Origin of the sequence: Sporosarcina sp. Marseille-Q4943 (assembly GCF_943736995.1) — a bacterium.
Taxonomy (GTDB): domain Bacteria; phylum Bacillota; class Bacilli; order Bacillales_A; family Planococcaceae; genus Sporosarcina.
In genome coordinates, this window is the sequence record NZ_CALSFT010000002.1 from 558,157 (window position 1) to 575,784 (window position 17,628).

Annotated in this window: 16 protein-coding genes; 10 read left to right on the forward strand and 6 right to left on the reverse strand. The window is 42.1% G+C overall.

Going from position 1 to position 17,628, the window contains the following annotated elements:
- Window positions 1–100: 100 nt before the first annotated feature.
- The 8 genes from NIT04_RS02785 to NIT04_RS02820 are packed head-to-tail and all read left to right on the forward strand — an operon-like array spanning window position 101 to window position 7,299.
- The gene (locus NIT04_RS02785; protein ID WP_252502089.1) at window positions 101–511 is read left to right on the forward strand and encodes a hypothetical protein; all 411 of its coding nucleotides are present in this window, start codon (window positions 101–103) and stop codon (window positions 509–511) included.
- A 9-nt stretch (window positions 512–520) separates the two neighbouring features.
- Window positions 521–976: a hypothetical protein gene (locus tag NIT04_RS02790; protein ID WP_252502090.1), complete on the forward strand. Its 456-nt coding sequence runs from the start codon at window positions 521–523 to the stop codon at window positions 974–976.
- Window positions 977–984: 8 nt separating this feature from the next.
- The gene (locus NIT04_RS02795) at window positions 985–1,572 is read left to right on the forward strand and encodes an SCO family protein (RefSeq protein ID WP_252502091.1); all 588 of its coding nucleotides are present in this window, start codon (window positions 985–987) and stop codon (window positions 1,570–1,572) included.
- Window positions 1,573–1,589: 17 nt separating this feature from the next.
- Entirely contained in the window at window positions 1,590–2,345 is a 756-nt protein-coding gene (locus NIT04_RS02800) for a hypothetical protein (protein ID WP_252502092.1), read from the forward strand.
- Between the two features lie 3 nt (window positions 2,346–2,348).
- The gene (locus tag NIT04_RS02805; protein WP_252502093.1) at window positions 2,349–2,639 is read left to right on the forward strand and encodes a hypothetical protein; all 291 of its coding nucleotides are present in this window, start codon (window positions 2,349–2,351) and stop codon (window positions 2,637–2,639) included.
- A 17-nt stretch (window positions 2,640–2,656) separates the two neighbouring features.
- Complete coding sequence (locus tag NIT04_RS02810) at window positions 2,657–2,947, forward strand: hypothetical protein (protein ID WP_252502094.1); 291 nt, start codon at window positions 2,657–2,659, stop codon at window positions 2,945–2,947.
- 17 nt (window positions 2,948–2,964) lie between these two features.
- Entirely contained in the window at window positions 2,965–6,606 is a 3,642-nt protein-coding gene (locus NIT04_RS02815) for a multicopper oxidase domain-containing protein (protein WP_252502095.1), read from the forward strand.
- A 54-nt stretch (window positions 6,607–6,660) separates the two neighbouring features.
- Entirely contained in the window at window positions 6,661–7,299 is a 639-nt protein-coding gene (locus tag NIT04_RS02820; protein ID WP_252502096.1) for a hypothetical protein, read from the forward strand.
- Between the two features lie 67 nt (window positions 7,300–7,366).
- Here NIT04_RS02820 and NIT04_RS02825 read toward each other — a convergent pair whose 3' ends face one another.
- From NIT04_RS02825 to NIT04_RS02835, 3 genes are all read right to left on the reverse strand, one after another.
- Window positions 7,367–7,588, reverse strand: coding sequence for a hypothetical protein (locus NIT04_RS02825; protein WP_252502097.1), 222 nt, complete (start codon window positions 7,586–7,588; stop codon window positions 7,367–7,369).
- Window positions 7,585–7,797 (reverse strand): hypothetical protein, encoded by a 213-nt coding sequence (locus NIT04_RS02830; protein ID WP_252502098.1) that lies wholly within the window; start codon window positions 7,795–7,797, stop codon window positions 7,585–7,587. The genes NIT04_RS02825 and NIT04_RS02830 overlap by 4 nt, the downstream gene beginning before the upstream one ends.
- 179 nt (window positions 7,798–7,976) lie before the next feature.
- Entirely contained in the window at window positions 7,977–8,684 is a 708-nt protein-coding gene (locus tag NIT04_RS02835; RefSeq protein ID WP_252502099.1) for a DNA alkylation repair protein, read from the reverse strand.
- Between the two features lie 244 nt (window positions 8,685–8,928).
- Between NIT04_RS02835 and NIT04_RS02840 the strand changes: the two genes are divergently transcribed.
- Window positions 8,929–9,315, forward strand: coding sequence for a response regulator (locus NIT04_RS02840; protein WP_252502100.1), 387 nt, complete (start codon window positions 8,929–8,931; stop codon window positions 9,313–9,315).
- Window positions 9,296–10,618 (forward strand): EAL domain-containing protein, encoded by a 1,323-nt coding sequence (locus NIT04_RS02845; RefSeq protein ID WP_252502101.1) that lies wholly within the window; start codon window positions 9,296–9,298, stop codon window positions 10,616–10,618. The genes NIT04_RS02840 and NIT04_RS02845 overlap by 20 nt, the downstream gene beginning before the upstream one ends.
- 62 nt (window positions 10,619–10,680) lie before the next feature.
- Here the strand turns inward: NIT04_RS02845 and NIT04_RS02850 are convergent, their stop codons facing one another.
- From NIT04_RS02850 to NIT04_RS02860, 3 genes are read right to left on the reverse strand one after another with little or no spacing between them, the layout of a single operon-like run.
- Complete coding sequence (locus tag NIT04_RS02850) at window positions 10,681–11,532, reverse strand: protein-glutamate O-methyltransferase CheR (RefSeq protein ID WP_252502102.1); 852 nt, start codon at window positions 11,530–11,532, stop codon at window positions 10,681–10,683.
- Complete coding sequence (locus NIT04_RS02855) at window positions 11,529–14,780, reverse strand: response regulator (protein ID WP_256470568.1); 3,252 nt, start codon at window positions 14,778–14,780, stop codon at window positions 11,529–11,531. Before NIT04_RS02855 ends, NIT04_RS02850 begins: the two co-directional genes overlap by 4 nt.
- Window positions 14,781–14,825: 45 nt before the next feature.
- A complete protein-coding gene (locus NIT04_RS02860) occupies window positions 14,826–17,303 on the reverse strand; it encodes an EAL domain-containing protein (protein WP_252502103.1) in 2,478 nt (825 codons plus the stop codon).
- Window positions 17,304–17,628 lie beyond the last annotated feature (325 nt).

A 17,628-nucleotide genomic window follows, 5' to 3' on the forward strand; every position in this document is an offset into this window, starting at 1 on the left:
AGGACAATTGAATCAAATTGTCCTTTTTTGATGAATTCAATGGGACTAGTTACATTTGAAATCATCCCGCCATAGCGTAGGTAGAAGGGAAGAATTGGATATGCCAATCTGGCTTTTCATCTATGTGGATAGTTGTTTGTTTCTCATCTTTTATTTGTATGTGCGGAGAATCAAAAAGCGAATCGGTTTTCAGTTGGGGATGAATGTCAGCATCGTTATGGGCGGAATGGCGGCAATGCTGTCCGGTGTGCTGTTCATTCTTCAGTTTCCTTTCCACTTTACGTATATTACAATGCTCTCCGCTCTGATCGGAATGGGAACGGGGGCCTTATTCGGCAAACTTTTCGATTATCAGACGTTTGTGACAGGCCTAACGAATGGGGCGGTTGTCGGATTAATGGCACCGATGATCGGAACCGTTGTTGAGATGCCCAGGCTATTCGTTTTGGGGCTGCATATTTTATTCGCGATTAGTATGATTGTCATTTTAAGTTCCATTAAAAGGTCGTGAGGCGCCTTGTTGCTCATCCTCGTTTTGCTTCTGTGGAATGTCGGCGAGATGGTTTATATTTACAATGTATTTCGGAAGAAGCATATCCTTTTTGACGATCGGTATATCAAAATGATGTGTATGGCGCTGTCCACGATTTCTTCATTCGTCATCGCCCTTTATTTACAACTGCTTCTCCCGCTTCATTCCATTACGTATTATCTCCCATCCTTCGCTGGACTTTGGATCGGTTGGAAATTCGGTTCGTTCATGAAAGCTCCTGCCTCTTTGAACGGCCTGTATAACGGGGCTCTTGGCGGCATCATGGGCATGATGTTTGGCGCTGTCCTTCAAAACCCGGCGATTTGCAACATCCCTATTGAAACGGAAGCGTCACTTGCTTCTAATCTAATGAGTCTTGTCATTTTTTGTGCCGCGCTCCATACAGTTGTCCATCATTTCATACGCAATTCGCTAACAAAATAAAGGAAGGGATGAAGCTGCTGAGAATCGTATGGAGCATCGTTATCCTCACGCTTGGATTGGTTGCATTCTACTTGTTGTGGCCCCGCACGCTTGAACTCCCACAAATTGGAACGGTGAACGAATGGCCATTTACTGAAGTGAATGGAAAAGAGGTGTCACAGCAAGATAAGCCGAAGCTCGTTACCTTTTTCTTTACGAATTGCCCGGATGTTTGTCCGATGACCTTTATTGAGTTACAAGAACTCCAGGGGGTGATGCAGGAAAAAGGAATCGCGGACGATGAGTACATCATCGTGGCTGTTACACTGGATCCTGAATTTGATACGGAAGAAAGAATACGTCAATATGCGGAAAATATGGGGATATTGAACCCGAATTGGTTGTTTTTACGAGGCACGGAAGAGGAGACGAAGCAATTTACACAAAGCTTTCATTTCACCTATACGAAAAATGCTGAGGGGTTTGTCACCCATTCCACTTCTATGTATATCGTCGATCCGCAAGACCGTATCCGATCGCAACATACTATGGCGGTTGGGACGAGACGAGTGAATATCGAGGAAATTGCCGACCAATTGGAGCAGTTCATCAAATAAGGGAAGGGGGCCCAAACATGTCGAAAGAGTTCAGTGAGTTGGCGACAGGGGAGCATTCGGAGTCCAACAAGCCGAGTTTTCCACCATACTCATCGCCGACGAGCGCGGTTTCAGCGGAGGAAACCCGGATTCTCACGGAATATATCCAGCAGAAAAATCTGTTTCATGTCATTCGTCGAGATGAATCCCGTCGGAAAACCCTACTGTTGAAACAGTTTTTTAAAATGAAGCGGCATCAGCAAGTCGTCATTATTTCAGCAAACAAGCAGAATGAAACGATTACAACCGAAGGAAAGGTTGCTGCAATCGGAAGAGATTTTGTCATGGTGACCGATTTGAAAAAGCGGATTTGGATTCCTTATGAAGCGATCGACTCCGCAACCATCCCCTTTGGGTTTCCTACTTATTCTACCCCGCATCAACACCATATTTACGACAACCAACTTCAGCAAAAACTTGTGTTGCGTTTTGGGGAAACCGTAGCTTCTAAAGATGCATTGGTTCGCCAATTTTTTGAGGAAACCCTCCATACGAATCTTTCGACTTGGAAAGGTGTCTGGGTGGAGGTCAACACAGTAGAATCGTCAGTCTTCGGTAAATTGAAAGGCGCTTCCAAAACGGTTTGCGTTTTACAACGAAACAGTACGGAGCAACGAATCCCGTTATCCGAAATACGATCGATCACAACGATCGGGCTAGCTTCTCTCTGGAAACGGTTCGGGAAACAAGTCGTTACGGCCTGTAGCGAAAGAATAAAGGGATGGAGGGCGTAGTGAATGGGACAAATAGAAGAAAACTTGCATGGACAGTTGGAACTGTTGAAAGGGGAAGAGCTGCTCGTCATTACGAAAGCGACACAATTGAATCTATTAGGTCAAGTATTCCGGCCTATTTTTGCAGGGACGGTGTCGGATGTCCAAGAAGGTCATCTGACGTTATCACCCGTCATTATCAAAATGGTGAATGCCCCGTTTTATCGGTTTCCCTTTCCGTTAAGCATTCCCCTTGAGCAGATCGTCTCGTATTCGACTGATGTGCCGAGTGATATGGCATTTCCACTAACATAAGCGAGGAGGGGCCGCAATTGGCTCGGATAGATGGACGTAAATCATTCAATGACAAAAAAGAGGAAGGGATCATCCTTTCTTTTCGAAAGAATATGGGGCGCAGAGTATTTATTTTAACCGAAGCCTTTCCTTTTATGTTCATTGGGAAAATCAAGTCGATTGTTGAGGACATGGTCGTCTTGGATGTAGAGACGACATCCGTCCCTGCATTGGAGGGAAAGGAATGGTCGGTGCATATCCATTCCATTGAAGTCTTTTATATTGAAACAGGGATTGGTGCCAAAATCCCTCATCTGAAAGACAGCTAGAAAAGAGGGGGTTGTAAATGCTCAGAAAGTATCACGTAGTCGCTATTCCGATTCGGATCGTCTTGAACACGTTCGGCGACCATAATCCGAACGGAATGATGTATGTGTTGAAAGAGAACGAAGAGAAAGTGAAGCAGTTGGTCAAGGAAAATCCGTTCATGCCGGTCGATCTCGTACAGCCCCTCATTATTCGGGCGAATGAAGGGGATACGGTGGAAATCATGCTGGAGAATAAATTGCCGTTTCACGTTGGGCTTTATTTCCAGCAAGCAGAGTATGATGTCCGTACCGCGGATGGCGCGAACGTCGGGTTGAATGAAGATAGTACGGTGCCGCCTAGCGAATCCTATCTATATCGGATCCGCGTTGTGAAAGAGGGAATCTATTTCTTTTCGGATTTGGGGCACCCTTCCAGCAGCGAGAATGGCTCGAATGGAAATGGATTATTCGGAGCTCTGTTTGTTCAACGGCGTTTTTCGTGGTGGACGGATCCGGAGACGGGGAAGCCGATGAATAGTGGGGTGTACGCGGATATCCACCATCCTATTTTGCCATCGTTCCGCGAGTATGCATGGGTGTTCCATGATGAAATGGAAGTGGATGATCTGACCGGGAATCGGCCGATCCATCATTTGACGAACCAGGAGGAAAGTTCGTTCCACGGCGCGAATTATCGGTTCGAACCGATTAATCGACGGCAGCAGTTGATTGCCGAAGGGGTCGTCTGTCCCAATTGTGAAGGGGAGGAAGTCCACCATGATTCGTGGGTGTATGGAGATCCCTCGACCCCTATTTTACGAGGCTATGTCGGAGATCCCGCAAAAATCCGGGTCGTTCACGGGGGTGTGAAGGAGACGCATGTTTTTCATTACCATGTCCATCAATGGCTGAGCGATCCGGATGATCTTGAATCCGAGATCATCGACGCCCAATCGATCAGTCCCCAAACCCATTATACAGTGGAACCGCTTTACGGATTAGGCAGCTTGCAAGGTTCTTTCGGCGATTCGGTCATTCATTGCCACTTATACCCGCATTTTGCGGCGGGCATGTGGGGACTGAACCGGGTATTTGATACGCGTCAAGATGGAAGCCAGTGTTATCCAAATGGCGTTCCGATCAAGCCGCTGCACCCGCTGCCCGACCGGAAAGCGCCGCCTATGCCGACAGCCGAAAGACCGGGATTTCCGAATTTCATTCCCGGCAAGGTAGGCTATAAAGCACCACGTCCACCGCTTGGCATCGTAGGGGGGCGGGGGTTAACCGAGTTGGAGAAGCATGCTGCGATCCAAAATCCGAGACCGGGAGCCGTCTTTACGGATCCGAGCCCCGAAGGCGCACCCGAACGGGAATTTAACATCTCGTTGATCGAGCTGCCGATTACGTACAATAAGCATGGATGGCATGATCCTAAAGGAAGAATATATGTGTTGGATGAAGACTTGGACGATATTTGTGCAGGGAGAAAAGAGCCGGAGCCACTCGTCATCCATACGCCTGCGCATACGTCTTTTAAAATAAATTATACGAATCGTCTGCCGCATATTTTGGACGGAGATGCGTTCCAACTTGTCACCCGGACATATGAAACTGGCTTTCATATCCATTTTGTTAAATTCGATGTGTTAGTGAATGATGGGGCGAATGTCGGCTGGAACTACGATTCCTCCGTATTGCCGGGCGAAACGATAACGTATTGCTATTATGCAGAGGCCGAATTGAAAGCGTGGTTTTTCCATGACCACCTCTATCCGAACGCCCATCAACAGCATGGTGTTTTCGGCTCTGGTGTGGTCCATCCCCGCTTTACGGAATTCCTCGACTCGCGAACAGGAGAGCCTGTCGTGCATGGAACGCAAATTACGTCGAAGAATCCATTGATTCCGGATTACCGGGATTTTGCATTATTTGTACAGGATTTCACGTTATTGTTTGATAAAAACGGAAAACCGCTGCAACCGCCAAAGTTTCCAAGTTCCGATGACGATCCGGGTTTATTCGGCGTGAATTACAAAAACGAACCGTTGCAATTCCGGCTAGGGAAAGACTGTGATCCGGCTTATACGTTCAGCTCTTATCAAAATGGAGATCCCGTTACACCGATTTTGAGGGCGTATGAAGGGGATTCGATCCGGATTCGGCTGTTGCAAGGCTCGCAAGAAGAGTCCCATAGCTTCAACGTGCACGGGCTAAGATGGCATAAAGAGCGGGGCAGTTTGAATTCGTCATTAAAAGAACAGCAGCATATCGGAATTTCGGAATCATTTACGATGGAAACGTATATCGAGAGAGCGGGCGACTACTTATGGGCGTTTGAAACGGAGGAGGATTTATGGAACGGGCTATGGGGGTTGATCCGGGCGTACGATGAGAAAGTGCCGGATTTAATTTCATTATCCGACCGACCGGAGCCGTTAAAGCGTTCCAAGCCGTTGCCGGAATACACGGGCAACAAGCCGCCGCAAGCAGAAGATCCGACGATTCACCCTGTCGAGGGGCCGGTCCGCTATTTTGACGTTGTCGCTTTTCATACGAAGCTGACATATAACGAATTCGGTGATCATGATCCGCATGGCATCATTTTCGCCTTGCGAGAAGATCAGGAGGCCATTGTAAATGGAACGAAAAAGCCGGAGCCTCTCATTATCCGGGCCAATGTAGGGGATACCGTAGAAGTGACATTGACGAGCGAGTTGGAGCTGGAGAAGTTTCCGTTTCTGGATGGGATCTATCCATATCCGATCGTAAAAGAACAAGCATATTATCCACCTTCTTTACGCATTTCCTTGCATCCTCAATTAATTCAATACGACGTCAAAACGTCTGCCGGGGAAACCGTCGGATTCAATGGCGACCAAACAGTAGGACCGGGGGAGAAGCGGACGTATCGTTGGGTGGTCGATTGCCAAGTAGGCGCTTGTGGGCTATGGGATATGGCGGATATTCGAAACCATAGATCACAAGGAGCATTTGGGGCTTTCATCGCGGAGCCGAGAGGAACGGAGTATGTCGATCCGTATACGTTGCAATCCGTGAAATCGGGGGCAAATGTTGTGTTGCGAAATCCGTTCTTGCCCGATATTCGAGAGTTTGTCGTCATACTGCATGACGGGCTGCGGTTGTACGATAAGCAAGGGCAGGTCATCTTTGATCCGGTTGACGGAATTCTAGTCCCGCCGCCAGAGTTGGACGAAGATTTACTCGATACGTACGACCAAGGTTCCAGAGGGATTAATTATAGAAGCGAACGATTGATCAATCGCTATCGAAAACATCCGAAGCTGCATGAGTTGTTCAGTTCGAAAGTGTTCGGGGATCCGGCGACTCCCGTTTTTGAATGTTATGCAGGAGATCCCGTGACGATCCGGCTAGTGACGCCGGCTGAAAGAAGAAGAGCGCATTCTTTCCATTTGCATGGACATCGTTGGCGATTTGATACGAAAGACATCGAATCGCGGACAGAAGCCTTTGTCGGATTTCACGTCGCGGGAGCGGTGAAAAACTTGGAGTTGCTTGGAGGAGCAGGGGCCTACGGGAAGTTCCCGGGGGACTATTTGTACCGATCTGGAAATATCCGATGGGATATCGAACAAGGCATGTGGGGCATTATGCGCGTTCACGATAAATTGGTTGCGGAACTGCCGCCATTGGAGCAGTAGGGAGAGGAGAAGGATTTTCTCTTCTCTTTTTCACATAGAAAGGAGGTATGCAACATGAAAAATGAAGATGATCGGAAGCGATGTCCGGAAACTCCCTCCAACCATCAACTGCCTTCTCCAACGGATAACTTGCCTCCTGAGCTCCTTGAAAAAATCTATGACGCCAATAACTTATTGCTCGATCTAGCTCTATCGGATGATCGATCGGCGAATGAAACGTATCAAAAAGTGTTCGATGGATTAATTGGCCTATCCGTTGAAGTTCCCATTCGAGCTGGAAAGCCTGTCGTGGGAAAGGTGACGCTCGCGGGGTTCGATTTTGTCGTACTCCAAGCAGTGGAAGGTACGTTCATTTTACCGTATGTACAAATCGAAAAGATCAAGCCCGCCGGTCGATTTGCCGAACCTTTTCCTGACCCGACACTGAAGGACGCTTCCCCAGGTTGTCAGCAGGCACTGACCCATCGTTTCGGAGAGATGGTAGCTTCCTCGCCTGAGTTGATCCATCTCTTTTTCAGAATGCGGTTGGACGTCTATTTATTGACACTGGAATCACGCTCACTTCAAGTCGTGACGGAAGATGCAACGTTTTTTGGTAATTTAAAGCAGGTGAACAGGGACACGATCTGTCTATCCGTAGATGAAAAGGAAATTGAAATCCCGATGGGTCGAATTTGCTTGATTCATGTGTAGTTACGAAAAAAAGAAGTCAGCTTATGCGTTAGCTGACTTCATTCTGATTGGATTGTGATTGCTAGGACTAGGACAGTGCGGCTTCTCCCCGGGGAACTTCCACGTACGCGATTTTATCGATGGAAAAAATCCACGTCCGTCCGATTGGATGCTCCCGCTCTTCGGTTGCCGACTCTTCTTCATTTCCTTCCAGTTCCAAGGCGAGGGTTGTCTCGTCTTCTTGGGAATTGGTGTCTTCCAGGAGCACTTCAACAAAATTTGACCCGACCGAGACGATTGTCCCTTTCACTTCCGTGCCATCCTCCAGCTTGAATTGTGCTTCATTCCATAACAATCGATGTAGTCTGTAAAGAAGCCCGTCTTGCAATCCGGCCAATCGAATCCTGAAATGATGGCTGCCACTCTGCCGACAACAACCATGACGGTGGTGGGAGTGCTTACAACAATCGGAATGGCAGCATGCTGAACAACACCTGCCTTTGCATTCGTAATTTTCATGTCTTCTATTCGAACAGCAACAATACTGTGAGCTCATACGATAACCTCCTTACTGCTTCACTCTTACTATATGTCGCAATAGGAGGAGTCCTTGGTTGGTCAACCTATAGGTTATATGAATTCGGATGTATGGAAAAAGGGCAATGATCCTTGGATCAATGCCCTTGATATTTGGGGATTTAACATCTTACATATTTGCGTTTGAAACCGATTTTTCCTCTGTCTATTTCTTTTTGAATATTCTCGTAAGCGTTGAGGATGCTGCTTTTCTTGTTCTCCCGTTTCATTTCAATCGAACCTACTGCCTTGGCTGTTTCAACCGCCATTTCATGGAGCGGCACGAATGAAACGCCGACCGTGTACATGAAGTTATTCATGGCGGACTTTGTTCGTTCCGGCGCTTCGTGAATCGTGTTTTTCACTTTTTCGAGCATGCCAGCAAGCTTGTCCGCGGAAAATTCAACGTCCGGGCGATTTCCTAGAAGCCAGCAATAGCAGCTCCAGCCGGCTGACATCCTCAGCTCTTCACCACTCGCGATCCACGTATCGGCCACTTCTTGCGCAATATCCGCTTCTGCCAACGTTACGGCCACGACGTAATCGGACAGCATGTAAAAATAAGCCGAATCCATCCAACGGTCAAAATCCGCCGCGGTCATCGCTTTCGGATCTGCGATGATGCCTGCAAAGTACATGGCGTCATAGTTGCCTGTATCGTAAAGCTCGTCAGCCAGAGCTTGGTCGATTCCGATTTTCTTCGCAATCGGTTTCATCGCACCTGTCGCCACGCCGAATAGCGGGTCATGTGCGCCATTGGATATGTATATTTTCTTCGTCCGTTCTTTCCCGAGAGATTCGAGTTCTTGCATTACCGTTTCTAAATCCATTGTTCTGCACTTCCTTCGTTATGGAGTTTTTCCATTATATATTTCCATTATATACAACTTTTCGTGTCACAACGTCTTTTAATACGTCTCATCCACCAACTAGAACTAGGAAGGACTTCCTATCCTCTATTCCTATTGAATTGTAAAGAATGAGAAGGACAGGTGATGGTTCTTTTTAGCTGCATATACGAGAATGAATATAAGGTTAATTACTAGAGATTACAAAAGAAAGAGGGAGACATAGATGATATTACTTGCTGATGATTCAAAGTTTATGCGGAACTGGTTAAAACAGATTTTACAAAAATATGGACACACCAATTTTGCTGAGGCTTCCAACGGGGAACAAGCTGTTCTTATGTATCGATTAGTAAAACCAGAAATTGTTTTCCTTGATATAACTATGCCTAAAATCGATGGATTAGCAGCATTACAAGAAATCATGGAGATGAACTCGAAAGCAAAGGTCATTATGTGTTCTTCCCTTTCCACTAACGCAAATATGAAAGCGGCATTACGATTAGGGGCAAAGGATTTTGTGGTCAAGCCATTTTTTAATGATATTCATAAAATAATAGAAAGACTCCATGAAAAGAAAGGAGATCTTCATTATGAAGCGTGTAATTTCTAAACTACTTAGATTCTGTAGTATTTCCACGATTGCAGAGCCAGATAATAAAACAAACGTATCCCAGATAGATTCAAACGCCAATTTTAATAAGAAGCTTCAGATTGAAAAAGACTTGGCAAAAGCGATTGAGAATGAAGATTTTGACATCTATTATCAACCTCAAGTTAATACGGAAGGAATGATATTTGGAGCAGAAGCATTGTTGCGTTGGAATCATCATGAATGGGGATTTGTTTCTCCAGGAGAATTTATTCCTATAGCAGAGGAAACCCATCTTATTAACCGGATCAGTGACTGGGTAATTAAAAAAGTTTGCCGTCAATTGAGTAACTGGGAGGAAAAGGGGTTAACTGTCCAATCAGTTTCTGTTAATATATCGCCGGTACGATTAATGGAAAAGGGGTTAGTGGAATTTGTTACGAGGCAATTAGAGATTTACAATATACCAGCTACCTGTTTAGAATTTGAAATAACGGAGCACTCCTTATTAAAATTTGATAAAAGTGTCCTTTCCACTATAAAAGAGTTAAAAGAACTTGGTGTTAGAATTGCGATTGATGATTTTGGGACTGGCTACTCATCCATCGAATATTTACGTGAATTCCACGCTGATACGTTAAAAATTGACCAAGTATTTATACAAAATATGAGTACTACAAATGAAAAGGACAAGGTTATCGTTTCTTCAATCCTTCACTTAGCAAAGGGATTAGACATGAGAATTGTTGCTGAGGGGGTAGAGGAATACGATCAGTTTCATTTTTTGAAACAAAAAGAATGTGATTATATTCAAGGATATCTTTTTTCTAAACCTGTGCCAGCTGATATGTATGAAAAACTGCTTCGTGTTGGCTATATTAAACCAGTCAAACAAGATGTTAAACCGGCGCATGAACAAAGAAAGTTCTATCGATTTGACTTTCCATTCCCAGTACTGGGACAGATGACGATTACTGAAGTGAATAATAGAAGAGTGGATGTTGGGGCAACCGAAATATTAGTTAAAGATATTAGTCTAGGAGGAGTGAAGGTGCAATCCTCTTTGAAACTACCGGTTAATGCCGATTTCAAGTTTAAATTCAAATTTATCGTGATGGACGAGCAATTCAATTTAAAAGGTACACTACGATGGAAAGACAAGGCTAAAGGAGATACGTATCACTATGGCATTGCTTCTAATTTATGCCGAAAGGATGAGAAGCGCTTAGCATCCGTCATCAATAAGATGAGCGCACTGCGAAATAGGAACCAAGAAATTCCCGGTACCGAATTTGTTTATGACGATTCTTTGCTTATTAGCTAATAGAAGTGCTCCCTGAGAGTTATCATCTGACTCTTCGGGGAGCACTTCTATTTTTGTCTTTTTTATTTCATCTTTTGATATAGCTTCTGTTTTCCGCTTAATTCCTTGTAACAATCTGCTTTTGACGTGAAAGATAACGTTTCTTTATCACCGAGACCAAGAAGGCCGAACATAACTAAACTTTCATAGAACAGCTGATGAACCTTTTCTTGTAAGTCTTTATTGAAATAGATTAAAACATTCCGGCATAAAATGACGTGAAATTCATTAAAGGAACGATCTGTGACAAGATTATGCTGTGCAAAAACAATGTTCTTGGATAATGAAGCATCAAATTTCACTTTAGTAGTAGTCGCCTTATAATACTCCGAAAACGCCCGTTTCCCTCCTGCCTCCAAGTAATTATTCGTATACTTTTTCATATTGGATAAGGGAAATTGCCCGCTTTTGGCGATTCGAAGTACATTTGTATTAATATCTGTAGCATACAGTTTGGTCTTATCGTACAGCCCTTCCTCTTGAAGCAAGATTGCCATGGAGTATACTTCTTCTCCGGTTGAACAACCTGCATGCCAAATTCGAATAGAAGGGTAGGTCCGTAAGATGGGTATTACCTCTTTGCGAAAGTGTAAGAAAAACGAAGGATCCCGAAACATTTCAGTTACATTTATTGAAAAATCCTCCATCAGTCTTTGCATGCAGTCTGGGTTGTGCAATACTTTGTTCAATAATTCAAGAACAGTGGTTAACTTCTCTGCGTGAACACGATGCCATATTCTCCTTCTAATGGAATGGTAGGCGTAATCCCGATAATCATAGCCATACCATTCGTATATCCCTTGTAAGAATAAATCTATTTCTAATCTTTCAAGGTCCTGTGGAGAACTAGTATACGTTTTTTGTCGATCCTTCATTCTAACTCGGAATCCCCTTCGTGTTTAAACAACCAAACCTTAATCAATGAAAGTAATTGATCAGTGTCAACGGGCTTCATAATATAATCGGAGGCCCCAGCTTGTAAGCTTTTTTCCCTGTCTCCTTTCATTGCTTTAGCAGTTAAGGCGATAATAGGGTGATGCTTGTAAGTAGGCATTTGTCTAATCTGTTTCATCGCTTCATATCCATCCATTTCCGGCATCATAATATCCGTTATAATAAGATTAAAGCTCGGATCGTCTTTTAATATGCGGAGAGCTTCTAACCCATTTTCTGCGAAGCTAACATTCATCCCGTATTGTTCAAGCGTGCTGGATAGGGCATAAACGTTACGTATATCATCATCAACGAGAAGAACATTTTTCCCCTCAAGCGCCTCGTTGTTCAGTTGTTTATCAATATCTACCGGTGTGACATTCGCTCTCTCCGTTTGTCTTTTGTTCAGAAATAACCCTAGCTCTTCCTTTAATCTTTGTGGCGAATGTTGATTTTTGATGATGATGATGTCTGCATATTTATTTAAATTATTTTCCTCTTCAAGTGTTAGATCTCTGCCGGTATAGATAAATACTTTTAAGTGATCGTATTTATCTTTTATATTTTCAAGCAAATCAAATCCTGTTGTGTCGGTTAGCCCCAAATCAAGAATCAAACAGTCAAAATTATTTCTCCTTAATTCATCAAGTGCTTCTGTGCCAGTTGAGACAGCTTTCATAATGACGTCCATATCACCGAGTAATTCCATCATACTATTCCTCTGTGTCAAATCGTCTTCCACAATAAGCAGCTTTAAAATATGACTATTTTCCTCTACTGACTGTTTCTCTATGGCAGGCTCAAATAGAATGGAAGTGTTTTGCAGTTTAGGCTGAACATCTTCAACTGTAACTGCTGCCTCTTCATATACTTTCTCGAGTGTTTCAATCTTTTCTTCTTGATAATCGCTTACGAGTAAGGAGAATGTGCTTCCATTTCCTTCTTCGCTTTCAAGAGTGATTTTACCGCCAAGGAGCATAGCAATTTCTTTACTTATGGACAGTCCGAGACCTGTGCCGCCGTATTTTCGGCTTATTGTCCCGTCAACTTGCTGGAAGGCTTCGAAAATGAGATCCAGCTTATCTTTAGCAATGCCGATTCCTGTATCCTTCACGGAGAATTGAATGAATGGACGATTCTCATTCGTATAGACATTGGAAACTTCTAGCCTTACTTCGCCTTGCTCGGTAAATTTAAAGGCATTCGCTAATAAGTTTTTTAAGACTTGCTGGAGTTTTGCATTATCCGTATAAATGAATTCTGGCAAGTCATCATGCAGTACAATCGAAAAACCTAGATGCTTTTCATTAGCTACTGGCCTGAAGCTTCTTTCAATCGTTTCCGCCAACTCGTTTAAAAATACGCGACTTGCCTTCACATTCGATTTACCCGATTCGATTTTAGATAAGTCTAAGATATCGTTAATTAAACCGAGTAAATCCTTTCCGGATGAATGAATCGTCTTAGCAAATTCAACTTGTTTATCCGTCAATGTTTCGTCCTTATTATCCGCCAATAAATTAGATAAGATCAACATACTATTGAGTGGTGTTCTGAGTTCATGAGACATATTTGCTAGAAACTCTGATTTGTATTTTGAACTTAATGCTAGCTGTCTCGCTTGCTCTTCTAGTTCACTTCTTGCAATTTCAAGTTGATTATTTTTTTCGCCATACAATCTGTTTTGTTTTTCTAAGCGATTTGTCTTCTCTTCTAATTCCGTATTCGTTTCTTCAAGTTCTTCTTGTTGTTGTTGGAGTCTTTGTTCCGACTCGAGAAGTGTCATCGTTTGTTGTTCCAATTCTTCATTCGTTGCACGTAGCTCTTCTTGTTGAGACTGTAATTCTTCCGATTGTGTCTGGATTTCTTCCATAAGCATTTGCGTTTCTTCCAATAGTTTTGCCTGTTTGATTCTACCGATTATACTTTCCAAAATAATGCCTAAATCATTTATGAGTTCCTCAAGCAATGTCTGTTCTTTGTCACCTAACGACTCGAACGAAGCAATTTCTACAATTCCTTTAACTTCGCCTTCGAAAAGAATTGGCAAAAGATACAGTTTTAACGGAGGTGCTTCTCCAAGTCCGGATTTCACGGTAATGTAGTCTGACGGAACTTTTGACAAAGTAATTGGTGTTTTTTCTAAGGCGCATTGTCCTATTAACCCTTCACCAGCACGAAACGATGTTGTCATATGTTTGCGCTCTTTAAAAGCATAGGAAGCACGTAATTTAAAGATCGCTTCTTCCTCTTCAGCATCAACCACATAAAAAACAGCATGATTTCCACGCACAAGGGGAACAATCTTAGATAAGAACGTCTCTGCCAATGACTCTACGTTTCTTGCTCCACTAATGCTCGTTGTAATCTCTGCTATATTTGATTTTGTCCACGTTAGCTCTTTTTGTTTTTTCATTTGTTCTGCAAGCGAGTCTGTCATTTGGTTAAAGGATGTAGCTACTTCGTCAAACTCATCTTTGCCCTTTACTTCTACTTCTGTAGTCAAGGCCAACTCTCCATTCGCAATACCACTCATAACGCTTGCTGTTCTGTTTAAACGAGATGAGAAGGACCAAATTCCTTTAAACAGCAGAATGATAATAACAATGGTTATTAAAGTTGATATAATCGATTCAATGAGGACATTCTTTGTGAATCTCTCTTTTTCATCTTTTAGGGAAGCATACATATTTGTTTCGAGTGCTGTTGTGAGATTTGAAATCAAGTCTTGGAATTCTTGTTGAATATCTGCTGACTTATCGTTCATTAGGACAATTGCATCGTTCCTTTTGCCATTCAATACATATTCAATTAATTGATCCTTGTAGTGATCAAATTCTATATAGTTATTGTTTATCTCACGCATTATCTGTTTATGATCATCTGAATATGCCTGAGTTCCAAGAAGAGCAATATTTTCGGCGACTCGTTCACTTTGTTTTTCGATTGCTGCTATTTCTCTTTGGATTATATCCTCATCTCGGTAAAGTATAAGATTTCGCAAACTTATTGCTTCATCCTTTATATCTCGTTGAATTGATGTGGCTAAGACGGATAGATTATAATTCGTTTCCAACGTAGTGGACGTATCATTATAACTGTTCATTTGGACTCTTCCAAAAACGATAAGCATAAGTAGGAGTAGTAATAGCGGACTTAATGACAGCAATAATTTTGTTCTAATCTTCAATTCCTATCATCCCTTCTAGCATTCAGCTTCCTAATGGGGAAGTTGCTAAATGCCAATAACACCATCTGATTTATTAACACAATATTGATACACCATCGCCATAGCTTGCGCTCGATCCGTTACATTTAATTTTTGGAAAATGCGAGAAATGTGATTTTTTACTGTATGTTCACTTATATAGAGGTCTTGTGATATTTCTTTATTACTTAACCCTTCTAGTAGTAAATCAAAAACTTCTATTTCTCTAGCAGTGATCGAATATTGCTTCTGAAGCTGTTCTAATGCTACTGGGATGGGATTCTCGATTTGTTCATTAACTACTTTTATAGTTTCATGCTGAACCTTACTATTAAAAACCATATCGTTGTCTTGTAACATTTTTTCAAATGTTCGTTGTGGAACAGGTGGGCTAAATAGATATCCTTGGACTTCGTCACATTGATGCAAACTCAAGAATTCAAGCTGTTCCTCAGTTTCTACGCCTTCAGCAACGGTCACTAAATCTAAGGATTTTGCCAGCGTAATAATTGTTGAAGTAATCGTCCTGTTATCACTTGTCTCATCTACTATTCCTTGAATAAAGGATTTATCGATTTTAAGTACACTAATTGGTAAACGGCTTAAATAGTGTAGGGAAGAGTAACCTGTCCCAAAATCATCAATACTGATTGTAATGCCCAATTCTTTTAACCGTTGTAATGTCTCAATGATAAAATCCTCATTTTTTAACAAAGCTGATTCGGTTAACTCAATTTCTAAAAGATTGGCAGCTACTTTGGTCTCCTCTAAAATCCTCTCTATAGTACACAACAGATCCTTTTGCATAAATTGCTGTGCAGAAAAGTTTATTGCAAGACGGATGGAATGGTAACCATTTTCCTCCCAACGCTTCATTTGTTGACAGGCAGTCCGTAACACCCAATCGCCAATTTCTATGATTTGTCCGGTTTGCTCTGCAAGAGGAATGAATTCGCTCGGTGGTACAGAACCCCAGTTTGGATGATTCCAACGGAGTAAAGCTTCAGCACTTTCCACTTTTCCGGTGGCAACATTCACTCGAGGTTGGTAAACAAGTACAAACTCGTCCCGCTCAATTGCTTTTCGCAAATCATTTTGCATAATAAAAGATCGGTAGGATTGCATATTCATTCCTGTATGGAATACATGATATTTATTCTTTCCTTGTTCCTTTGCCTGATATAATGCAATGTCCGCATTTTTAATGAGTTCATAAAAATCTTCTCCGTCATACGGGAAGATGCTTAGTCCAATGCTCGTTGTAATATACAACTCGTAGTCATTAACTAACAACGGCTTTTGAAGTTCTTCTAATATATGAGCCGCAACTTCTAATGCGCTTTCCCTATCGGTGTTTGGTAAGATAATGTTAAATTCATCCCCACCAACTCTTGCCAAAAAGTCCATATTTCTTATACTACCGGTAAGTCTACATGAAACCTCTTGAAGAACACGATCGCCAATCGAATGACCCAAAGAATCATTAATATATTTAAAGCGGTCCATATCTAAACACATAATCCCTAATGGTTGATTTTCTTCTCTTGCTTTCTTCAAATGACCGACTAGTGTTTCATTGAATGCCCGTCTATTTGGTAAGTCTGTTAAGAAATCATGATAGGCCATATGTTTAATTAAAGCTTCACTTTTTTTCTGCTCCGTAATATCCCGTATAGTATAGGCAATGATCGTTTTGTCTTGGATAATTTTCCATCCAATTTGGATTTCCGAAAGAAAAGTTGTCCCATCTTTTCTCGTTACATGAATTTCTTTAAAACTTTCATAACCACGTAGATTGCCATAGCGGTGTATTTTCATAAAAAGACTTTCTATATAATCTGCCGATTTGTTTTCGGTAAACAGTACTCTAATATTTTTGCCGAGCAGCTCTGTTTCTTGATATTGAAGCTTCTTGACAACTGAAGGATTCACCCGTAAAATTTCTCCGTCTTTATCTAAGATAATCATAGAGTCTAGTGACGTTTCACTAATAACATTAGCTAATGCTTCTGATAATAGTAATTTAGAAGTTGTTTCAGAAAGATCTTTATTAGCGTCCTTTAACTCTTCTGTTTTAGTAGTTAACATAGCTGCTTGTTGCACAAGCTTACGTTCCATTTTGTAAATGTCGACAAACCCTTCCACCTTTGCTTTTAAAATAAGTGGATCAACAGGTTTGAGTATGTAGTCAATAGCACCTACAGAATAGCCCATAAAAATATGTTCCGATTCCATATTATTTGCCGTTATAAATAAGATCGGGATATGTTTGGTCTTTTCGCGAGCTTTAATGATTTTCGCTGTCGTAAAACCATCCATTCCAGGCATTTGGACATCTAATAGAATGAGGGCGAATCGATCTTTTAGTAAGCATTTAAGCGCTTCTTCTCCTGAAGAAGCTTTAATTAAATTGTATTCATCTTTTTCAATAATTGCTTCGATCGCTACTAGATTTTCTGGTCGATCGTCTACCAAAAGTATATTTATTTTCCCCTCATTTCCCATACTTAAGAACCCTCCTTGTGACATGATATTTGACCTATATAAAGATTAACATAATTCGAAGAAAAAAGGATTAATACTTGTGAGATTATACGAAATAACTACAATTGTATATTATCAAAACGCAAAGTCAGCCATATAAGCAAATGGCTGACTTTTCTTTGCATATTCATACCTTTTGTTGAATTGTCATTAATGTGTGATGCACAGGCACCGACACAATTACGAACATACCTCGTAGCGCAAAAGAAGCGTGATGTTTACCCAACCTTCTCTTATAATTGGAGAAGTACAAGTGAACACTGGAGTGGAATTAATCTTTTCATTT